12 protein-coding genes are annotated in these 15,689 nt (G+C 64.8%); 3 read left to right on the plus strand and 9 right to left on the minus strand.

Going from position 1 to position 15,689, the window contains the following annotated elements; all coding sequences use genetic code 11:
* Positions 1-21 precede the first annotated feature (21 nt).
* The 7 genes from F8197_RS27055 to F8197_RS27085 form a co-directional block, all read right to left on the minus strand.
* A complete protein-coding gene (locus F8197_RS27055) occupies positions 22-4,746 on the minus strand; it encodes an NAD-glutamate dehydrogenase domain-containing protein (RefSeq protein ID WP_152885033.1) in 4,725 nt (1,574 codons plus the stop codon).
* Between the two features lie 160 nt (positions 4,747-4,906).
* Entirely contained in the window at positions 4,907-6,247 is a 1,341-nt protein-coding gene (gene astB, locus F8197_RS27060) for an N-succinylarginine dihydrolase (RefSeq protein WP_152885035.1), read from the minus strand.
* A 9-nt stretch (positions 6,248-6,256) separates the two neighbouring features.
* Entirely contained in the window at positions 6,257-7,753 is a 1,497-nt protein-coding gene (astD, locus tag F8197_RS27065; protein WP_152885036.1) for a succinylglutamate-semialdehyde dehydrogenase, read from the minus strand.
* Positions 7,746-8,801, minus strand: a complete 1,056-nt coding sequence (gene astA / locus F8197_RS27070; protein ID WP_152885038.1) for an arginine N-succinyltransferase — start codon at positions 8,799-8,801, stop codon at positions 7,746-7,748. Before astA ends, astD begins: the two co-directional genes overlap by 8 nt.
* 13 nt (positions 8,802-8,814) lie before the next feature.
* A complete protein-coding gene (locus tag F8197_RS27075) occupies positions 8,815-9,852 on the minus strand; it encodes an arginine N-succinyltransferase (protein WP_152885040.1) in 1,038 nt (345 codons plus the stop codon).
* Positions 9,853-10,020: 168 nt separating this feature from the next.
* Entirely contained in the window at positions 10,021-11,259 is a 1,239-nt protein-coding gene (astC, locus tag F8197_RS27080; protein ID WP_152885041.1) for an acetylornithine/succinylornithine family transaminase, read from the minus strand.
* Between the two features lie 238 nt (positions 11,260-11,497).
* On the minus strand, positions 11,498-12,436 hold the full coding sequence (locus tag F8197_RS27085; RefSeq protein ID WP_019923597.1) for a GlxA family transcriptional regulator: 939 nt from the start codon (positions 12,434-12,436) through the stop codon (positions 11,498-11,500).
* A gap of 125 nt (positions 12,437-12,561) precedes the next feature.
* Between F8197_RS27085 and F8197_RS27090 the strand changes: the two genes are divergently transcribed.
* From F8197_RS27090 to F8197_RS27100, 3 genes are all read left to right on the plus strand, one after another.
* Positions 12,562-12,990, plus strand: coding sequence for a MarR family winged helix-turn-helix transcriptional regulator (locus F8197_RS27090; protein WP_152885042.1), 429 nt, complete (start codon positions 12,562-12,564; stop codon positions 12,988-12,990).
* A complete protein-coding gene (locus tag F8197_RS27095) occupies positions 12,987-13,265 on the plus strand; it encodes a hypothetical protein (protein ID WP_019923595.1) in 279 nt (92 codons plus the stop codon). Before F8197_RS27090 ends, F8197_RS27095 begins: the two co-directional genes overlap by 4 nt.
* Positions 13,266-13,341: 76 nt before the next feature.
* The gene (locus tag F8197_RS27100; RefSeq protein ID WP_152885044.1) at positions 13,342-14,178 is read left to right on the plus strand and encodes an HDOD domain-containing protein; all 837 of its coding nucleotides are present in this window, start codon (positions 13,342-13,344) and stop codon (positions 14,176-14,178) included.
* Between the two features lie 107 nt (positions 14,179-14,285).
* Here F8197_RS27100 and F8197_RS27105 read toward each other — a convergent pair whose 3' ends face one another.
* Positions 14,286-14,933, minus strand: a complete 648-nt coding sequence (locus F8197_RS27105) for a glutathione S-transferase family protein (protein ID WP_152885046.1) — start codon at positions 14,931-14,933, stop codon at positions 14,286-14,288.
* Between the two features lie 60 nt (positions 14,934-14,993).
* Positions 14,994-15,689: a YafY family protein gene (locus F8197_RS27110; protein ID WP_056138287.1), complete on the minus strand. Its 696-nt coding sequence runs from the start codon at positions 15,687-15,689 to the stop codon at positions 14,994-14,996.

The raw sequence follows: 15,689 nt of genomic DNA on the forward strand, positions 1-15,689 counted from the left end.
GTGTTATCGCCAGCCATGCGCTTACGCCGCCAGCAGGGTGGTCCCTGCCGTGGTGCCTGCGTTGACCGCCTCGGACAATGCCCACACATCGAGCATCGCCTGTTCCAGGTCGGCCGGCTGCGCGTAGCCCGACAGGCCCATCGTGTTGGCCACCAGTTCCACCGCTTCGGTGGCCGAATGGCCGCCGGTCGCGTGTTGCAGGACCTTGGACAGCAGACGTTGCTGGGTGCGGCGCAGCGCGTTTTGCGCGTAGTTGCGCAACTGCTCCTGCGAGCGGTTGGCTGCCGGCAGTTTCAGGCCGCGTTCGAGCACGTCGATACCCACTTGCGTGCGCAGCGCCAGGCCGATTTGCAGGAAGGCCGGCAAGTCCATGCCCGCCGGACGCTGCACCGACAGGGCGGCAAACACGAACGCCGCCACCGCTTCGATGGCATCGACCGCGTTCCACGCCTGCACGAACTGCGGCTGCAAGCCGGCCGTCAGTTCGGCATCGGACTGGCCATCGGCTGGCGTCAGTTGCGACAACAGTTCCGGCTGGTCGAACAGGCGCGTGAGTTCTTCCACGCCGCCCCGCAGCTGGTCGGCTGGCACGGTCAACGCGCCTTCAATCACGGCGCGTTGCAGCACGCGGGTGCGGGCATCGACCTTGATCGAGACGGCGCGCGGAATTTTGAGCGCGTCCGCGTCGAGCGTGGCGAATACCGGCGCCAGGTTCAATGCCGACCAGGCCTGGCCCCAGGCCTGGATCACGTCGGTTTCATCGACGCCATGTTCGCCGGCCAGCTGGCGCAGCATCAGCGGACCGCAGCGGTTGACCGCTTCGTTGGCCAGCACGGTGGCCAGGATGGCGTTGGCCAGCGGGTGCGCCAGCGCCGGGCGGGTAGCGACCATCAGCTCGGGGAAGTACGGCTTGAGCATCGACTCGGCCCAGCTGTGTTCCGTCAGCGGCAGCGCCGACAGGATGCGCTTGTAGCGGTTTTTCACGTTGGCGATCACCACCGCCAGTTCCGGCGTGGTCAAACCACGGCCGTCGGATTTACGGCGCGCCAGTTCGGCCACCGTTGGCAGCTGCTCCAGGTCGCGCGAGAGCGCGCCCTCTTCTTCCAGGAACGCGATCAGGTCGGCGTAGCCGTCCTGCACGGCCGGCTCCACCTGCGCCTGCGCTTCGCGCACCAGCAAATGGGTTTGCAGCGTGTTGTCGCGCAGGACCAAGCGTTCGATGTCGGCGGTCATCAGGTTGAGCGTGTGGTTGCGGTCTGCTTCGCTCAGCTGGCCGGCGTTCATTTCCACGTCCAGCCACATCTTGACGTTTACTTCGTGGTCGGAGCAATCGACGCCGGCCGAGTTGTCGATGGCGTCGGTGAAGATGCGGCCACCGGCCAGCGCAAATTCGATCCGGCCCGCCTGCGTGGCGCCCAGGTTGCCGCCTTCGGTAACGACCTTGCAGCGCAGCTGGTTGCCATCGACGCGGATATTGTCGTTGGCGCGGTCCTTGACTTGCGCGTGGGTTTCGGTGGACGCCTTGATGTAGGTGCCGATACCACCGTTGTAGAACAGGTCCACCGGCGCTTTCAGGATGCGGTGCATCAGCTCTTCCGGCGGCAGCGAGGTCTCTTCGATGTCGAGCACTTCACGGATTTGCGGCGAGAGCGCGATGGTGCGCGCGGTGCGCGGGTACACGCCGCCGCCGGCCGAAATCAATTCCTTGTTGTAGTCGTCCCACGAGGAACGCGGCAGCGCGAACATGCGCTCGCGCTCGACGAACGACTGCTCCAGGTCCGGGTTCGGATCGAGGAAGATATGGCGGTGGTCGAACGCTGCGACGATTTTCAGCTTGCGCGACAACAGCGCACCGTTGCCGAACACGTCGCCCGACATGTCGCCCACACCGACCATGGTGGTTGGCGTGGCGTGGATGTCGTGGTCCATTTCGTAGAAGTGGCGCTGCACCGCTTCGAACGCGCCCTTGGCGGTGATGCCCATTTTTTTATGGTCGTAGCCATTGGAGCCGCCCGAGGCAAACGCGTCCCCCAGCCAGAAGCCGCGCTGCACGGCGATGCTGTTGGCGATGTCGGAGAAGGTCGCGGTGCCCTTGTCGGCGGCCACTACCAGGTACGGGTCGGCGCTGTCGTAGCAAACCGTGTCCGCTGGCGGCACGATGTTACCGAGCACGCGGTTGTCGGTCACTTCCAGCAGGCTGGAAATGAACAGGCGATACACTGCTTCGCCTTCGGCCGCGATGGTTTCGCGCACGGCGTCTTTCGGCATCTGCTTGCAGACGAAACCGCCCTTGGCGCCAGCCGGCACGATCACGGCGTTTTTCACCATCTGGGCCTTGACCAGGCCGAGGACTTCGGTGCGGTAGTCCTCCATGCGGTCGGACCAGCGCAGGCCGCCGCGCGCGACCGGGCCGCCGCGCAGGTGCAGGCCCTCGAAACGGCGCGAGAACACGTAGATCTCGCGGTACGGTTTAGGTTCCGGCACCAGCGACAGGTTGCTGGTGTCGAATTTGAAGATGATCTTGTCGCCCTTCTGGTCGTTCTGGAAATAGTTGGTGCGCAGGGTGGCGGCGATCAGATTGGCCAGCGCGCCCAGTACTTCTTCGCTGTCGGCGTGGTTGATGCCCGGCAGGCGCGCCTTGATGTCGGCCAGCTTGTCGAGCGCTTCGGCGCGGGTAGCCTCGGCCAGCGACGGGTCGAACCGGCGCAGGAACACGTCCACCAGCTCTTTCACGAACGCCGGCTGCTTGCGCAGGGTTTCGGCGATGTAGCGCACCGAGAACTGGGTGCCGGTCTGGCGCCAGTAGCTCATGTACGCGCGCACCAGCTGCACTTCGCGCACGCTCAAGCCGCCTTCGATGACCAGGCCATTGAGGCGGCCGTCTTCGGCTTCGTTGTTGAACAGTGCCGAGAACAGCTCTTCGGCCACCATCACCACGCCAGGCTTGGACAGGCTGGCCGCGCTGGCCGGATCAACCGACAGGCTGGTGACGTAGCGGCGCTGGCCGTCAAGGCGCAGCGAGTGCGATTGTTCGCGGTCGATGGTCACGCCGGCGTTATGCAGCGCCGGCAGGATGATCGACAGCGATGGTACCTGGTCCACCGAGTACAGGCGGATCGAGGTGCCACCGTTGGAATTCTCCACCCGTACATCGACGCGCGACGGGTCGGTGTTGTGCAGGATGGTTTGCAGGTCCTGGAAGGCGGCGACCGGCGTGGTGGACGCCACGTAATCGACCGGCAGCGTGGCGCACATCTTGCGCAGGTGGGCGCGTACCGGCTCGTTCGGCACGGTGTCGGCCAGTTGCGAGAAGCTGTCGTGCCAGCCGTCGAGTACTGCGGTGAGCGGCTGCTGGATATCGGTTTCCAGGTCGAGCGGATAGCGCGCGCCATGGGCGATCAGGTACACGCGGGCCAGCGGGCCATCGGCCACCAGTGTTTGCAGGCTGACGTGGTTGGCGCCGGACGTGCTTTGCAGCGTGCGCGCCAGCGACGAGGCGACGCTGTTGCTGTAACGTTCGCGCGGCAGGTACACCAGCACATTCAGGTGGCGTGCATACACGTCGCGGCGCGCGAACACCTTGGTGCGCGGCTGCTTGTACAGCGAGACCACGGCGCCGCATACTTCGGCCAGCCATTGCGGATCGGCTTCCAGCGCTTCGGTGCGCGGCAGCGATTCGAGGATCTCGATGAATTTCTCGGCGCGGAAGCCTTCCTGGCGCACGCCGGCGATCGACAGCACCTTGGCCACGCGGCCGCGCGCGAACGGCAGACGGTTCAGCGGGGTGGACGTGGCGGCGCGGGTGAACAAACCGACGAAGCAGTATTCGCCGAGGATCGCGCCTTGCGCGTCGGTGTGGCGGATGCCGATGAAGTCGAGCTGCTGGTCGCGGTGCAAGGTGCCTTCCACGTCGGCCTTGACGATGGACAGCGTGTGGGCGCGCTTGGACAGCGTGTCAAAGTCGCCGGGGATGTTGGCCAGGCAGGTGCCATAGACCGGGTGCGCCGTATCTTGCAGCACGCCGATGCGGCTCGGGATGTCGCGTTCGAGTTCGCGCACGCCCGGTTTTACCTGGTAGTAGGCGTAGCCGAACGGCTCGAAGCCTTCGGTGCGCGCCCATTCCAGGAAGGCGGCGACTTCCTGGCCTTCTTCGCCGATGGCGGCAGCTTCGGTGCCGATGCGGCCCAGGTGCGCCAGCATGGCAGCCTTGTCGCGGCGGACCACGGCAGCGTCGCGCGAGACCATCTGGATGCGCTCCACCAGTGCGCCCAGTTCGGCGGCAGGCAAGTCTTCGGCCAGCAGGCACAGTACGTACGATTCGAGCTTGTCGCCGGCCTGACCGACGTTGGTGACCACGCCGTCGGCGTTGCGCGCGACCGGCAGCACGGCGTTCATCACGCCGTTGGCGGCGATGTGCAGCTTGCGCATGGCCATCACGATGGAGTCCACCAGGTACGGCATGTCGTCGTTGAGGATGAGCAGCGCGGTGGCTTTGCCGCCCCGGCCATCGTCGTAAGGGAGCGTCACCACTTGCGCGCCGGTGCCGGTGCGCTGGGCCGCTTTGCTGAAACCTTCCATCAAGACCGGCGCCAGGCTGGCGGGCAAGGTGCCGGCCAGGTCTTCGTCGTCAAGGGCTGCGAGCCAGGCGCCGATCAGGGCCGGGACCTGGGCGTTGCTGCTGGCAGGCTGGCTGGCGTTGATCGATGCGAGCGTTTGGGCGCGCAGGTCTTGTGGTGTTTGTTTCATTGTTTCTTCTCCAATACGTAACGGGTATTTTAGTATTTAGTTAGTTCTCGCAGACCCACGCCGTGCCGCTTGTGGCGGCGCGGCGTGGGTCTGTTGCTGCTGGTGATGCGGTATTAGACCAGCTTTTAAAACTTCGCGCCCATACCAGAAGGATTGCCGGTCAACTCAGGTCGTACAGGTCGGGCAGGTTCAGGATGCGGCTCAAATCTTCCAGCGCCGTGCGCACCTCGATTGCCAGTTGCGGATCGGCCAGGTCGTCCGGCGACAGGCTGTCGCGGTAGTGCTTTTCCACCCACGCCACCAGCGTCTGGTACAGCGTCTCGGTCATCACCACGCCCTGGTGCATGGCTGCGGCTTCCGCGCCGGTGAGCGCCACGCGCAGGCGCAGGCACGCGGGGCCGCCGCCGTTGCGCATCGACTGGCGCAGGTCGAACGTGATCAATTCATCGATCGCGCCTTGCTCGGCCAGCAGGCCTTCGAGGTAGCGCGCCACTGCGGCGTTTTCCTGGCATTCCTGCGGCACTACCAGCGCCATCTTGCCGCTGTCCTTGGTCAGCAGCTGGCTGTTGAACAGGTAGCTGGCCACCGTGTCGGCCACCGCCACCTGCGCCGTCGCCACGCGTATCGGATTGAACTCTGCGCCCACGTCGCCCACCGCGCGGCGCAGCCGCTCGATGGCGTCCGCTTCGTCGGCAAACGCCTGCTCGTGGTAGAACAGCACATTGCCGTTACCGACCGCGATCACGTCGTTGTGGAACACGCCCTGGTCGATCACGTCGGGATTCTGCTGCACGTACACGGTACGCTCGTGCGACAAGCCATGCAGGCGCGCCACGGCTTGCGAGGCTTCCAGCGTTTGCCGCGCCGGGAAGCGCTTCGGCGCTGGCGCGGCCGCATCGAACTCGGTGCGGCCATACACGAACAGCTCCACGCCGGCGCTGCCATGATCCTTCGCAAAGCGCGTGTGGTTGGCCGCGCCCTCGTCGCCGAAAGCCGGGGTGCCGGGCAACGCATCGTGCACGGCAAAATGTTTTTGATCGGCGAAGATGGCGCGCAGGCTGCGCGCCGACTGCGTGTGCTCGAAGGCGCGGTGCAGCTTGTTGTTCAGGTTGGCGGCGGTGAAGTGCGCGCGCCCGTCCGCGCTGTCGGCCGACGGACTGACGGTCGCCGCATTCGCGGTCCACATGGGCGAGGCCGAATACGCGCTGGCCAGAATTACCGGCGCTTGTTTCGCAGCCTTGGCCAGCACCTCGGCGTCGGTGCCGGTAAAACCCACGCTGCGCAGCAGGCGGAAGTTGGGGCGCACCTGCGGCGGCATCACGGCCTGGCCGAAGCCGCGGGCGGCCAGTGCGCGCATCTTGGCCAGTCCCTGCAAGGCAGCGAGCTTGGGGTTGCTCGCGCTCTTGACGTTGTTGAACGAGGCGACGTTACCGAACGACAGGCCGGCATAGTTGTGCGACGGCCCGACCAGGCCGTCGAAGTTGAATTCGCGTGCGCTCATGCCAGCCTCTTAAAAATGCATGCCGGGCGACAGCTTGGCCGGCAGTTCCAGTGCGGGGTTTTCAATCGAGGCGACCGGGTACGCGCAGTAGTCGGCCGCGTAGTAGGCGCTTGGGCGATGGTTGCCCGACTTGCCCACGCCGCCAAACGGCGCGGTGCTGGCGGCGCCCGTAGTCGGACGGTTCCAGTTGACGATGCCGGCGCGCGCGCGTACCTGGAAAATCTTCCACAGGTTTTCGTCGTTCGAGATCAGCGCCGAGGCCAGGCCGAATTCGGTGGCGTTGGCGGTGCGGATGGCCGCGTCGAAGTCTGCCACGCGAATCACCTGCAGCAGCGGACCGAACCACTCTTCGTCGGGGATATCCTCGGCATCGGTCACATCGACGATGCCGGCCGTGACGAAGCCGGTGTTTTCATCGAGATGGCGCATGGCAAGCAGGCTAACGCCGCCCTTGGCGACCATGTCGTCCTGCGCCTGCACCAGCCGTCTGGCAATCGCAGACGAAACGACGGGGCCCATGAACGGCGCCGGTTCCGCGTTCGACGCGCCGACCGTCAGGCGGCTGGCCACGTCCACCAGGCGGGCAATCAATGCGTCGCCAGCAGGACCCTGCTGGACGATCAGGCGGCGCGCGCAGGTGCAGCGCTGGCCGGCCGAAATGAACGCCGACGACACGGCCATGAACACGGCTGCGTCGATATCTTTGGCATCCCAGATCACCAGCGGATTGTTGCCGCCCATTTCCAGCGCCAGCATCTTGCCCGGCTGACCGCCGAACTGCTTGTGCAGCGCGGTGCCGGTGGGGCAACTGCCGGTAAACAGCACGCCGTCGAGCTGCGGATTCTGGCCCAGCGCAATGCCGGTTTCGCGGCCGCCGTTGACCAGGTTGATCACACCGGCCGGCACGCCGGCCTGCTCCCACAATTGCACGGTCTTGATCGCCGTGCGCGGCGCGTATTCGCTCGGCTTGAACACCACCGTGTTACCGGCGATCAGGGCCGGCACGATATGGCCGTTGGGCAGGTGGCCGGGGAAGTTATATGGACCGAACACGCCGAACACGCCGTGCGGGCGGTGACGCAGCACCGCTTCGCCATCGGCCACCTTGTTTTGCGTGAGGCCGGTGCGGGCGTTGTAGGCTTGCACCGAGATGTCGATCTTGTTGGCCATGGTGGTCACTTCGGTGCGCGCTTCCCACAATGGTTTGCCCACTTCCTCGGCTATCAAGAGCGCCAGTTCTTCCGCGTCCTGTTTTAACAGGTCACGGAAGCGCAGGCACACGGCGATGCGTTCTTCGAGTGGCGTCAATGCCCACGCTTCGAATGCGGCTTGCGCAGCGGTGCAGGCGGCATCCACATCGTGCGGCGTCGATTCGCGGCTGGCCCAGGTTTGCTGGCCGTTCGATGGATCGACGGTCACCAGCTCGGCGCCGCCGCCAACCGACCATTGGCCGCCAACGAAATTGCTCAGGACATTGCTCAGGGGGTTGTTCACGGTATTAAACATGGGGATTTTTCCTCGAGTTGAGCGACAGGGTGCGCACGGCGTCGCCGTCAGCGCAGCGCAGGGCGTCCTGCTCCGCTGCCGACAGCGCCACGGCGCCATTCACTGGCGCGGTCTGCGACAGGATCATGCGGAAATCGTGGAGCGTGGTGTTCGACACCAGCAGCGGCTCCGGTTCGGGCACGGTGGCGCACGCGCCGTCCGGCACGGCGGCACTGCCCACCTGCGCCAGCACGCTGTCGCGCATCGCGCGCAGTTCGGACACGCGCGCCTGCAGCACCGGGCCGGCGTCGAAAATATCGACGTAGCCCTCGAAATACAGGCCCTCCTGTTCCAGCAGCCGACGTGCCGGCGCGGTGGACGTGTGGACCTTGCCGATCACCTCTTGCGCATCGTCGGGCAGGTAGGCCACGTACAACGGCTGGCGCGGCATCAGCTCGGCGATGAACGATTTTTTGCCGACGGCGGTGAGCGCATCGACATGGTCGAAGTCCATCTTGAAGAAGTGGCGGCCCAGTCCTTCGTAGAACGGCGAGCGGCCGTTTTCTTCCTGGTAGCCGCGCATTTCGGCGATCAGCTTTTCGGTAAACAGGTGCGGGAACTGGGCGATGAACAGGAAGCGGCTTTTCGACAGCAGCTTGCCGTTGTTGCCGCTGCGGTAGTCGGGATGCAGGAACAGCGAGCACAGTTCGGTGCTGCCGGTGAGATCGTTCGACAGGTACAGCGTTTCCATGCGCGTGAACACGTCGATCTCGCGACTCGAGTGCACCAGGGTGCCGATGCGGTAGTTATAAAACGGCTCGTTCAGGCCTACCGCGCCCTTGATCGCGCACACGCCGGCCAGGCGGCCCGTGTCGGTATCTTCCATCACGAACATGTAGTCGCGCTTTTCGGGCGCGATGGTTTCGGCAAACGAGGCGACCGCGATCGCCAGTCGGTCGCCCATCATCTTCATGTCGGGCTTCAGGGTGGTCATGCCGCTGCCGACCTGCGTGGCCATCACGTACAGGGCGTCGAGGTCGTCGGCTTGGATGGCGCGTACTACTAGCATAGGTGGTCCAGTCTCAGATTCGAACGCAGATGACGGTGTCGCCGTCCGCGATGTTCAGCGTGTCCAGCACCTCTGCCGGCAAGGCCACGGTTACCTGCGCTTCAAGCGCGGCGCAGTCGGCGATGACGGCGCGGAAGTTGTGTTCGGCGCCGGACGAAATGGCGTAGCGCACCTGCGGTTCGCGGCCGCGATCGCGCAATTCCGGCGCCATGGTGGCGCGGCGTTGCAGCGCGCCGGTGAAGGTGCGCAGCGAATTTTTATGGGCCTGCAAAATCGGGCCGCCATCGAAAATGTCGATGTAGTCGTCGGCCTCGAAACCTTCGGCCGTGAGCAGATTGAACGCCAGTTCGCCCGATGGATGAATCTGGCCCATGGCGGCCTGGGCATCGCCCGGCAGCAGTGGCACGTACACCGGGTAGTGCGGCATCAGTTCCACGATCAGGGTGCGGTTGCGGGCGCCGCCGATCACGCGTTCGGCATCGAGAAAATCCATCTGGAAGAACTTGCGGCCCAGCGCATCCCAGAACGGCGAACCGCCATTGGTGTCGGTAACGCCGGCCAGCGGCACGAAGAAGCGGTCGGAAAAACGGTGCGGCGCCAACACGGCAAACATCAGCCGCGCACGTGAGAGCAGCGCTGCTTCGGCCGTGCCCTGTTCGCGGTCGCCCACGTAAAAGCTCGACAGCTGCGAGTAGCCGGTGAGCTCGGAGCACAGCGTGAGCGCGTGCACGCTGTGGCTGATATTGAGGTCGCGCGAGACTTGCTGGATGACGTCGTTGCGGAACGAAAAATAGGTGCCATTGGAGCCAGCGGCGGCAAAGATGGCGGCGGTGCCGGCAATGGCGCCGTCGGCCAGGTTTTCCAGTACCAGCAGGTACGATTCCTCGCTGGCGATATCGACCTGCGCGGCAAAAGAGGCGATCGAACCCTCGATCATGGCGAGGATTTTCTCGCGCGTCTTGGGCAGGGTATGCACTCCCGGCATGGGCACTGCGGCCAGCGCCTCGAGGGCGTCGATATCCGCTAGTTCGACCGGACGGACTACATACATGGGAACTCCTTCGGTAGGGGGCTCGAAAACCTGCTGCGCGGGGCGCTATTGCCTCTGCGCCGCTCGCTACGGTTTTCGAGGCCCCCGTTAGGGTACAGGCAAGGCGCCCACCCGGAAACGTCGCGCCGCCCTGCCCGCGCAGGCGGAAAGGGCGGCGCGCGGCGAAATTTACGCCTTCAGCAAGCCATCGATCGACAAGCGCAGGATGCGGTCGGCTTCGGCGATCTGTTCGTCGGTGACGATCAGCGCAGGCGCCAGGCGCAGCACGTCCATGCCGGCGATCAGCACCATCAGGCCGTTCGCTTCAGCGGCTTTCTGGATGTCTTTCGAGCGGCCTTTCCAGGCGTCGGTGACCACCATGCCCAGCAGCAGGCCGGCGCCGCGTACCAACGTGAACACTTGCGGGTAATCGGCGATCAGCTGCTCCATGGTCGCGCGCAGCTTGTCGCCGGCCTGCTTCACGCGCGCCAGGAACTCGGGCTGGTTGATGGTTTCCAGCACGGTCAGCGCCACGGTGGCGGCCAGCGGGTTGCCACCGTAGGTGGTGCCGTGGCTGCCGACGTTCAGGGTGGCGGCCAGTTCGTGGGTGGTCAGCATGGCAGCAACCGGGTAGCCGTTGCCCAGCGCCTTGGCGGACGTGAGCACGTCCGGGGTGATGCCGTAGGTCATGTAGTGGAACAGGTCGCCGGTACGGCCCATGCCGCATTGCACTTCGTCGAAGATCAGCACGGCGCCGGTCTGGTCGCACAGGTCGCGCAGCGCTTGCAGGTAGGCTTGGTCGCCCGGCACCACGCCGCCCTCGCCTTGCAGCGGCTCGACGATCACCGCGCACACGTCATCGGTAATCGCCGCGCGCGCCGCTTCGATATCGTTGTAGACGATGTGGTCGATCGACGGTGGCAGCGGCTCGAAGCCTTCGGTGTACTTCGACTGGCCGCCGACGGAAACCGTGAACAGCGTGCGGCCGTGGAACGATTGCAGGCACGAGACGATGCGCGACTTGTGCGGGCCGAACTTGGCGTGCGCGTATTTGCGGGCCAGCTTCAGCGCGGCTTCGTTGGCTTCGGCGCCGGAGTTGCAGAAGAAGGCGCGATCGGCAAACGTGGCTTCGGTCAGGGCCAGGCCCAGGCGCAGCACCGGCTCGTTGGTGTAGCCGTTACCGAGGTGCCACAGGGTGTTGGCCTGGCGCGTCAGCGCCTCGACCACGATCGGATTGCAGTGGCCGAGCGAGTTGACGGCGATGCCGGACGTGAAGTCCAGGTAGTGCTTGCCATTCTGGTCCCACAGGTCCAGGCCAGAGCCTCGGACCGGAACCATCGCTGCCGGTGCGTAAGTAGGCACCAGGACTTCGTCATACGTCTGACGAGTCACAGGACGGGTGGTAGCGGTCGTATCTTTGGCGTTCATGGCATTCCCTTATTCATGTTGGAGAGTACTTGGGTTGCGCGCGGCAACGTGCCGCGAGACCCATTATAAAAAACGGCATGCTAAAACTCTTTTCTAATGGCGACAAGGTTTTTCACTTTTGGCCGCCAGGAAAGTCGAGAGCGCGTGACAAAGCCTTCAGAGCAAGGCGCAGCGACGAAGACAGTACGCCAGTACGGCGAGGCGCTGCAACGCAGCTCTGGAGGTTTTGTCAGGCGCTCTAGTTGGCCAGTTTGCGTTGGCGTTCTTCGCGTGGAGTATTACCGAATAGCGCTCCAAACGCCGTGGAAAAATGCGAGCCCGATGAGAAGCCGCACATCAGCCCCACCTGCACGATCGAGTGGTTGGTTTCGAGCAGCAACTGGCGCGCACGTTGCAGGCGCAACTCCAGGTAGTAGCGCGACGGCAGGCTGTCGAGGTATTGCTTGAACAGCCGCTCCAGTTGCCGACGCGACAGGCCCACCAGGTTGGCGATGTCGTCGGTGGACAGCGGTTCTTCGATATTGGTTTCCATCAGGGTCACCGCTTCCGACAGGCGCGGCTGCAAGGCGCCGAAGCGGGCCTGCAGGGCAATGCGCTGGCGCTCGTCGTGGCTGCGCACGCGCTCGATGCACAGGTTTTCCTTGATCGCCGCCTGCACCGTGGCGCCGCACAGGTGCTCGACCAGGGTCAGCGCGAAGTCGATACTGGCGGCGCCGCCGCAGCAACTGAGGTGGCGGCCGTCGAGCTCGAACAAATGCTGGCTCAGGATGGCGCGGTCGGTGATGCTCTCGGTATCGCCGTACAGCGCCCACGGCAGCGCCACGCGCACGCCGGCCATCACGCCCGCCAGCGCCAGCCACAGCACGCCGGCGCCCACGCCGCCCCAGTATTCGGCGCTGCGGATGCGCTCGATCACGGCGCGCGCCAGCTCCGGCGCCATGGTGCGGTCGGCGTCGTCCGCCACCAGCAGTGCAATCTGCCAGCCAGGCTGTGCCAGCACCACTTGCGCGGGGGTCATGGTTTCAAGCTGGAAGGCGTCGCGGCCCAACATGGCGGCGGCCATGCGCAGCGGTTGCACCAGGCCGGCCCAGGTGAGCGCGTCGGCCTCGCCCGCATTGACCAGCAGCACGCGCAGCGGCCGTTGGCGGGCCAGGCCGGACAGGTTAGCAAAGGACATCGATACGCTAGGGCATGAATGGAAGTTCACTATAGTACCCGCCCCGGCTGCAAATTGCGAACCAGCTATAATCACGCCCCATGGGCGAACGATATTTGAAAAGTGTCCGGCTGCTGGCCGAGTGCATGCAAAGCTTTGAGCGCAGCTCGGCGGAACACGCGCGCGCCTGCGGCCTGACCCATGCGCAGTTCGACATCATCGCCACGCTGGGCAATACACCGGGCATGTCGTACAAGGAGCTGGGCGAAAAAACCCTGATCACCAAGGGCACCATGACCGGCGTGATCGAGCGCCTGGAACAGAAAGGCCTGGTCGAGCGCGAGCGCAACGACTGCGACAAGCGTTCGTTTTTTGTCCGGCTCACGGCCGCCGGCGAGGCCACGTTCCACACGGCGTTTCCGGCAATGGTAGCGATGGGCCGGCAAATGTTTGCCGATTACAGCGACGAAGACTACGCGGCCCTTGAAAAAAATCTCGCCAGGCTTAAGAATGCCGTCATGGCTGGCGCCAATCACTGTGCGCCCATCACCGACCCAACCAAGGAAATCATTTGAAAACTGCTCTGATCGACGGCGTCAAGCCGGCAAAATTCGACAAACACATCATCGGCAACCTGCTGCTCAACGTCGCCCACGAGGACGAAGTGCGCCTGGAAAAGCTGCTGATCGGCGTGCGCAATGAAGAAGGCGAAATCTTCCGCCTGATCGGCGCAACCAAGCCGAACAGCTATATGAACGCGGTGGAAGAGCTGGAAGACCTGGGCCTGGTGGACGAGCTCAAGGGCATGGACAATACCGACGGCTACGACGCGATCTTCAGCGAAGAGTAAGACAGTTTAAAAAGTCTTTACATAAAAGTTCCACCGAAAAGTTCTACGGAGCAATATTCCGCGTATAATTTTTCGGATGGACAGACTCGACGCATTCAAGGCCATCGCTGAACAGGCTGGCCGCGGGGAATTGACCTTCCCCGCCAACGTCAACGCTTCGCTGCGCTTGCAGCAGGCATTGAACGATCCCGACTGCCACGTGGAAGCGGCAGCCAAACTCATCCAGGCTAACCCCTTGCTGGCTGCGCGCAGCGTGGCGATTGCCAACTCGGCGGCCTACAACCGCTCCGGCATCGACATCACCAGCGTCAAAACCGCCGTGCAACGGCTCGGCGTGCGCACCCTGCAATCGCTGGTGGCGGCCCTGATCGTGCGCCAGATCGGCAGCGAAGTCACCAATCCCGCCCTCAAGCAGCAAATCAACCAGTTGTGGGAGCACACGGCGCACGTGGCCGCGCTTGCGCAGGTGATCGCGCGCCGCGTTACCCGGGTCGATCCGGAAACCGCGCTGTTCGCCGGCATCATGCACGAGGTGGCAGGCTTTTACATGCTGTCGTGCGCCGGCGACTACCCGGAGATCATCGACGGCGAACCCGAAGACTGGGTGGACCATGGCGAGATCGAGATCGGCCGTGGCGTGTTGACGCGGTTGGGCGTGCCTGACGGCGTGTTCCAGGCCATTGAGGCGATGTGGGCAGGCCTGCGCGCGATTCCGCCGGAAACCCTTGGCGATACCCTGTTGCTGGCCAACGACCTGTCGCCCGTGCCGTCGCCGCTGTACCAGCCGCGCGCCAACATCAGCGAACAGGGCGCGCGCACCATCGACTTCCTGATCGGCGACGGTTCGCTGCATGGCATCATGCTCGAATCGGCCGAAGAAGTGCGGTCGCTGTACTCCGTGCTGATGATGTAGGCAAAAAAAAGCCCGCTGGGTAGCGGGCGAAGTCCAAAACTAGGGATCTCCTCCAGAGGAGATGACTGAACAATATCAGCTCTGCGTGACTCGCTCCGTGCGCCACTTCACACAAGCGCACCATTCGTTTCTAATTCCAAATGTTTTTCGGTCTGGCGCCATGCGGGCAGCTGGCGGATGCGCGCGTGCCAGGCCGCCAGGTGGATGTAGCCGTCCAGCGGCAGACGGGCCTGCTGCGTATACATCAGCGGCGCGGCCAGCGCGAAGTCGGCCAGGCTGAGGGCGTCGCCCGCCACCCAGGCATGGGCGCGCAGGTGCCGGTCCAGCACGGCCGCGTGACGGGTCAGGTCGTACGTGCCGCGCGCCACTTCGAGCGGATCGCGGGCGCCGCCACCGGTCATGCCCTTCCAGATATTTTCCCAGGTGAGCACGCTGATGGCCGGCGCGAAGTGCTGGCACGCCCACAGCATCCAGCGGTTGACATCGGCGCGCTGCGCCGGGTCACGCGGATACAGCGTCGCGCCGCCCGCCGTGGTGTCGGCCAGGTACTGCATGATGGCGCACGATTCCCACAGGATGAATTCGCCATCCTGCAGCACCGGCAGCATGCCGTTCGGATTGAGCTCCGCCAAGCGGCGGCGGTCGCCCGCGTCCATCAGGCTGATTTCGGTCAGATCGAGCTGCACGTCTAATTGGATGGCGGCCATCATCACGCGGCGGGAATTGGACGAGATCGGGTGGTGGTACAAGCGCATGCGGGGCTCCGTGTGGTATAGAAGAGCCTCGATGGTAGCGGCGCGGCGCGCCAGTTTCTGTCAGGAGTCGGGCCGGATATTGTGTTCGCGGCGCCAGGTGGCCAGCAGTTCGTGGCGGCGGGTGGGGTAGCGCTCGCGCGTGGTCTCGACGGTAGCGATGCGGTCGATACGGAAATGGCGGAAACCGGCGCGCAGCTCGCACCACGCGGCCAGCAGGCGCTTGCCCTCGAAAAACGCCAGTGCGAACGGCCACACCATGCGCTCGGACGGCTGGCCGTGCTCGTCGCAGTAGCCGATGCGCAGCCGGTGCTGGTAGCGGATGGCCTCGCGCACCGGGCCCACGTGCTGCTCGTTCACCGGCTGCCGTTCCATGCCGAGCGGCACCCATAAACTGGTTTCGGCCATGTCGTCACGCAGGTCTTTTGGCGTGGCGGCGGCGATGCGGGCCAGGGCGGTCTGGGCGGCAGCGGCGAGCGCGGCGTCGCCCTGGCCGCGCACCCAGCGCGCACCGAGCACCAGCGCTTCGAGCTCGTCCATGTTGAACATCAGCGGCGGCAGAAAGAAGCCGGTCTTCAGGCGGTAACCGACACCGGCCGCGCCTTCGAGCGGCGCGCCGAGGCTGCACAGGGTCTGGATGTCGCGGTAAATGGTGCGTTCGGAGACGCCCAGCTGTTCGGCCAGGCGGGCGGCGGTGACGGGACGGCGGTAGCCGCGCAAGGCGTCCATCAGCTGGAAAAGTCGGGTGGTGCGGCTCAT

The sequence above is a fragment of the Duganella sp. FT27W genome (genome assembly GCF_009295655.1).
In the GTDB taxonomy this organism is placed as follows: Bacteria; Pseudomonadota; Gammaproteobacteria; order Burkholderiales; family Burkholderiaceae_D; genus Rugamonas; species Rugamonas zoogloeoides.

Bases quoted from the DNA above. Each gene is read 5' to 3' on its own strand.
- F8197_RS27055 (WP_152885033.1), bottom strand. From the start codon at position 4,746: ATGAAACAAACACCACAAGACCTGCGCGCCCAAACGCTCGCATCGATC.
- astB (WP_152885035.1), bottom strand. From the start codon at position 6,247: ATGAGCGCACGCGAATTCAACTTCGACGGCCTGGTCGGGCCGTCGCAC.
- astD (WP_152885036.1), bottom strand. From the start codon at position 7,753: ATGTTTAATACCGTGAACAACCCCCTGAGCAATGTCCTGAGCAATTTC.
- astA (WP_152885038.1), bottom strand. From the start codon at position 8,801: ATGCTAGTAGTACGCGCCATCCAAGCCGACGACCTCGACGCCCTGTAC.
- F8197_RS27075 (WP_152885040.1), bottom strand. From the start codon at position 9,852: ATGTATGTAGTCCGTCCGGTCGAACTAGCGGATATCGACGCCCTCGAG.
- astC (WP_152885041.1), bottom strand. From the start codon at position 11,259: ATGAACGCCAAAGATACGACCGCTACCACCCGTCCTGTGACTCGTCAG.
- F8197_RS27085 (WP_019923597.1), bottom strand. From the start codon at position 12,436: ATGTCCTTTGCTAACCTGTCCGGCCTGGCCCGCCAACGGCCGCTGCGC.
- F8197_RS27090 (WP_152885042.1), top strand. From the start codon at position 12,562: ATGCAAAGCTTTGAGCGCAGCTCGGCGGAACACGCGCGCGCCTGCGGC.
- F8197_RS27100 (WP_152885044.1), top strand. From the start codon at position 13,342: ATGGACAGACTCGACGCATTCAAGGCCATCGCTGAACAGGCTGGCCGC.
- F8197_RS27105 (WP_152885046.1), bottom strand. From the start codon at position 14,933: ATGCGCTTGTACCACCACCCGATCTCGTCCAATTCCCGCCGCGTGATG.
- F8197_RS27110 (WP_056138287.1), bottom strand. From the start codon at position 15,689: ATGAGCCGCACCACCCGACTTTTCCAGCTGATGGACGCCTTGCGCGGC.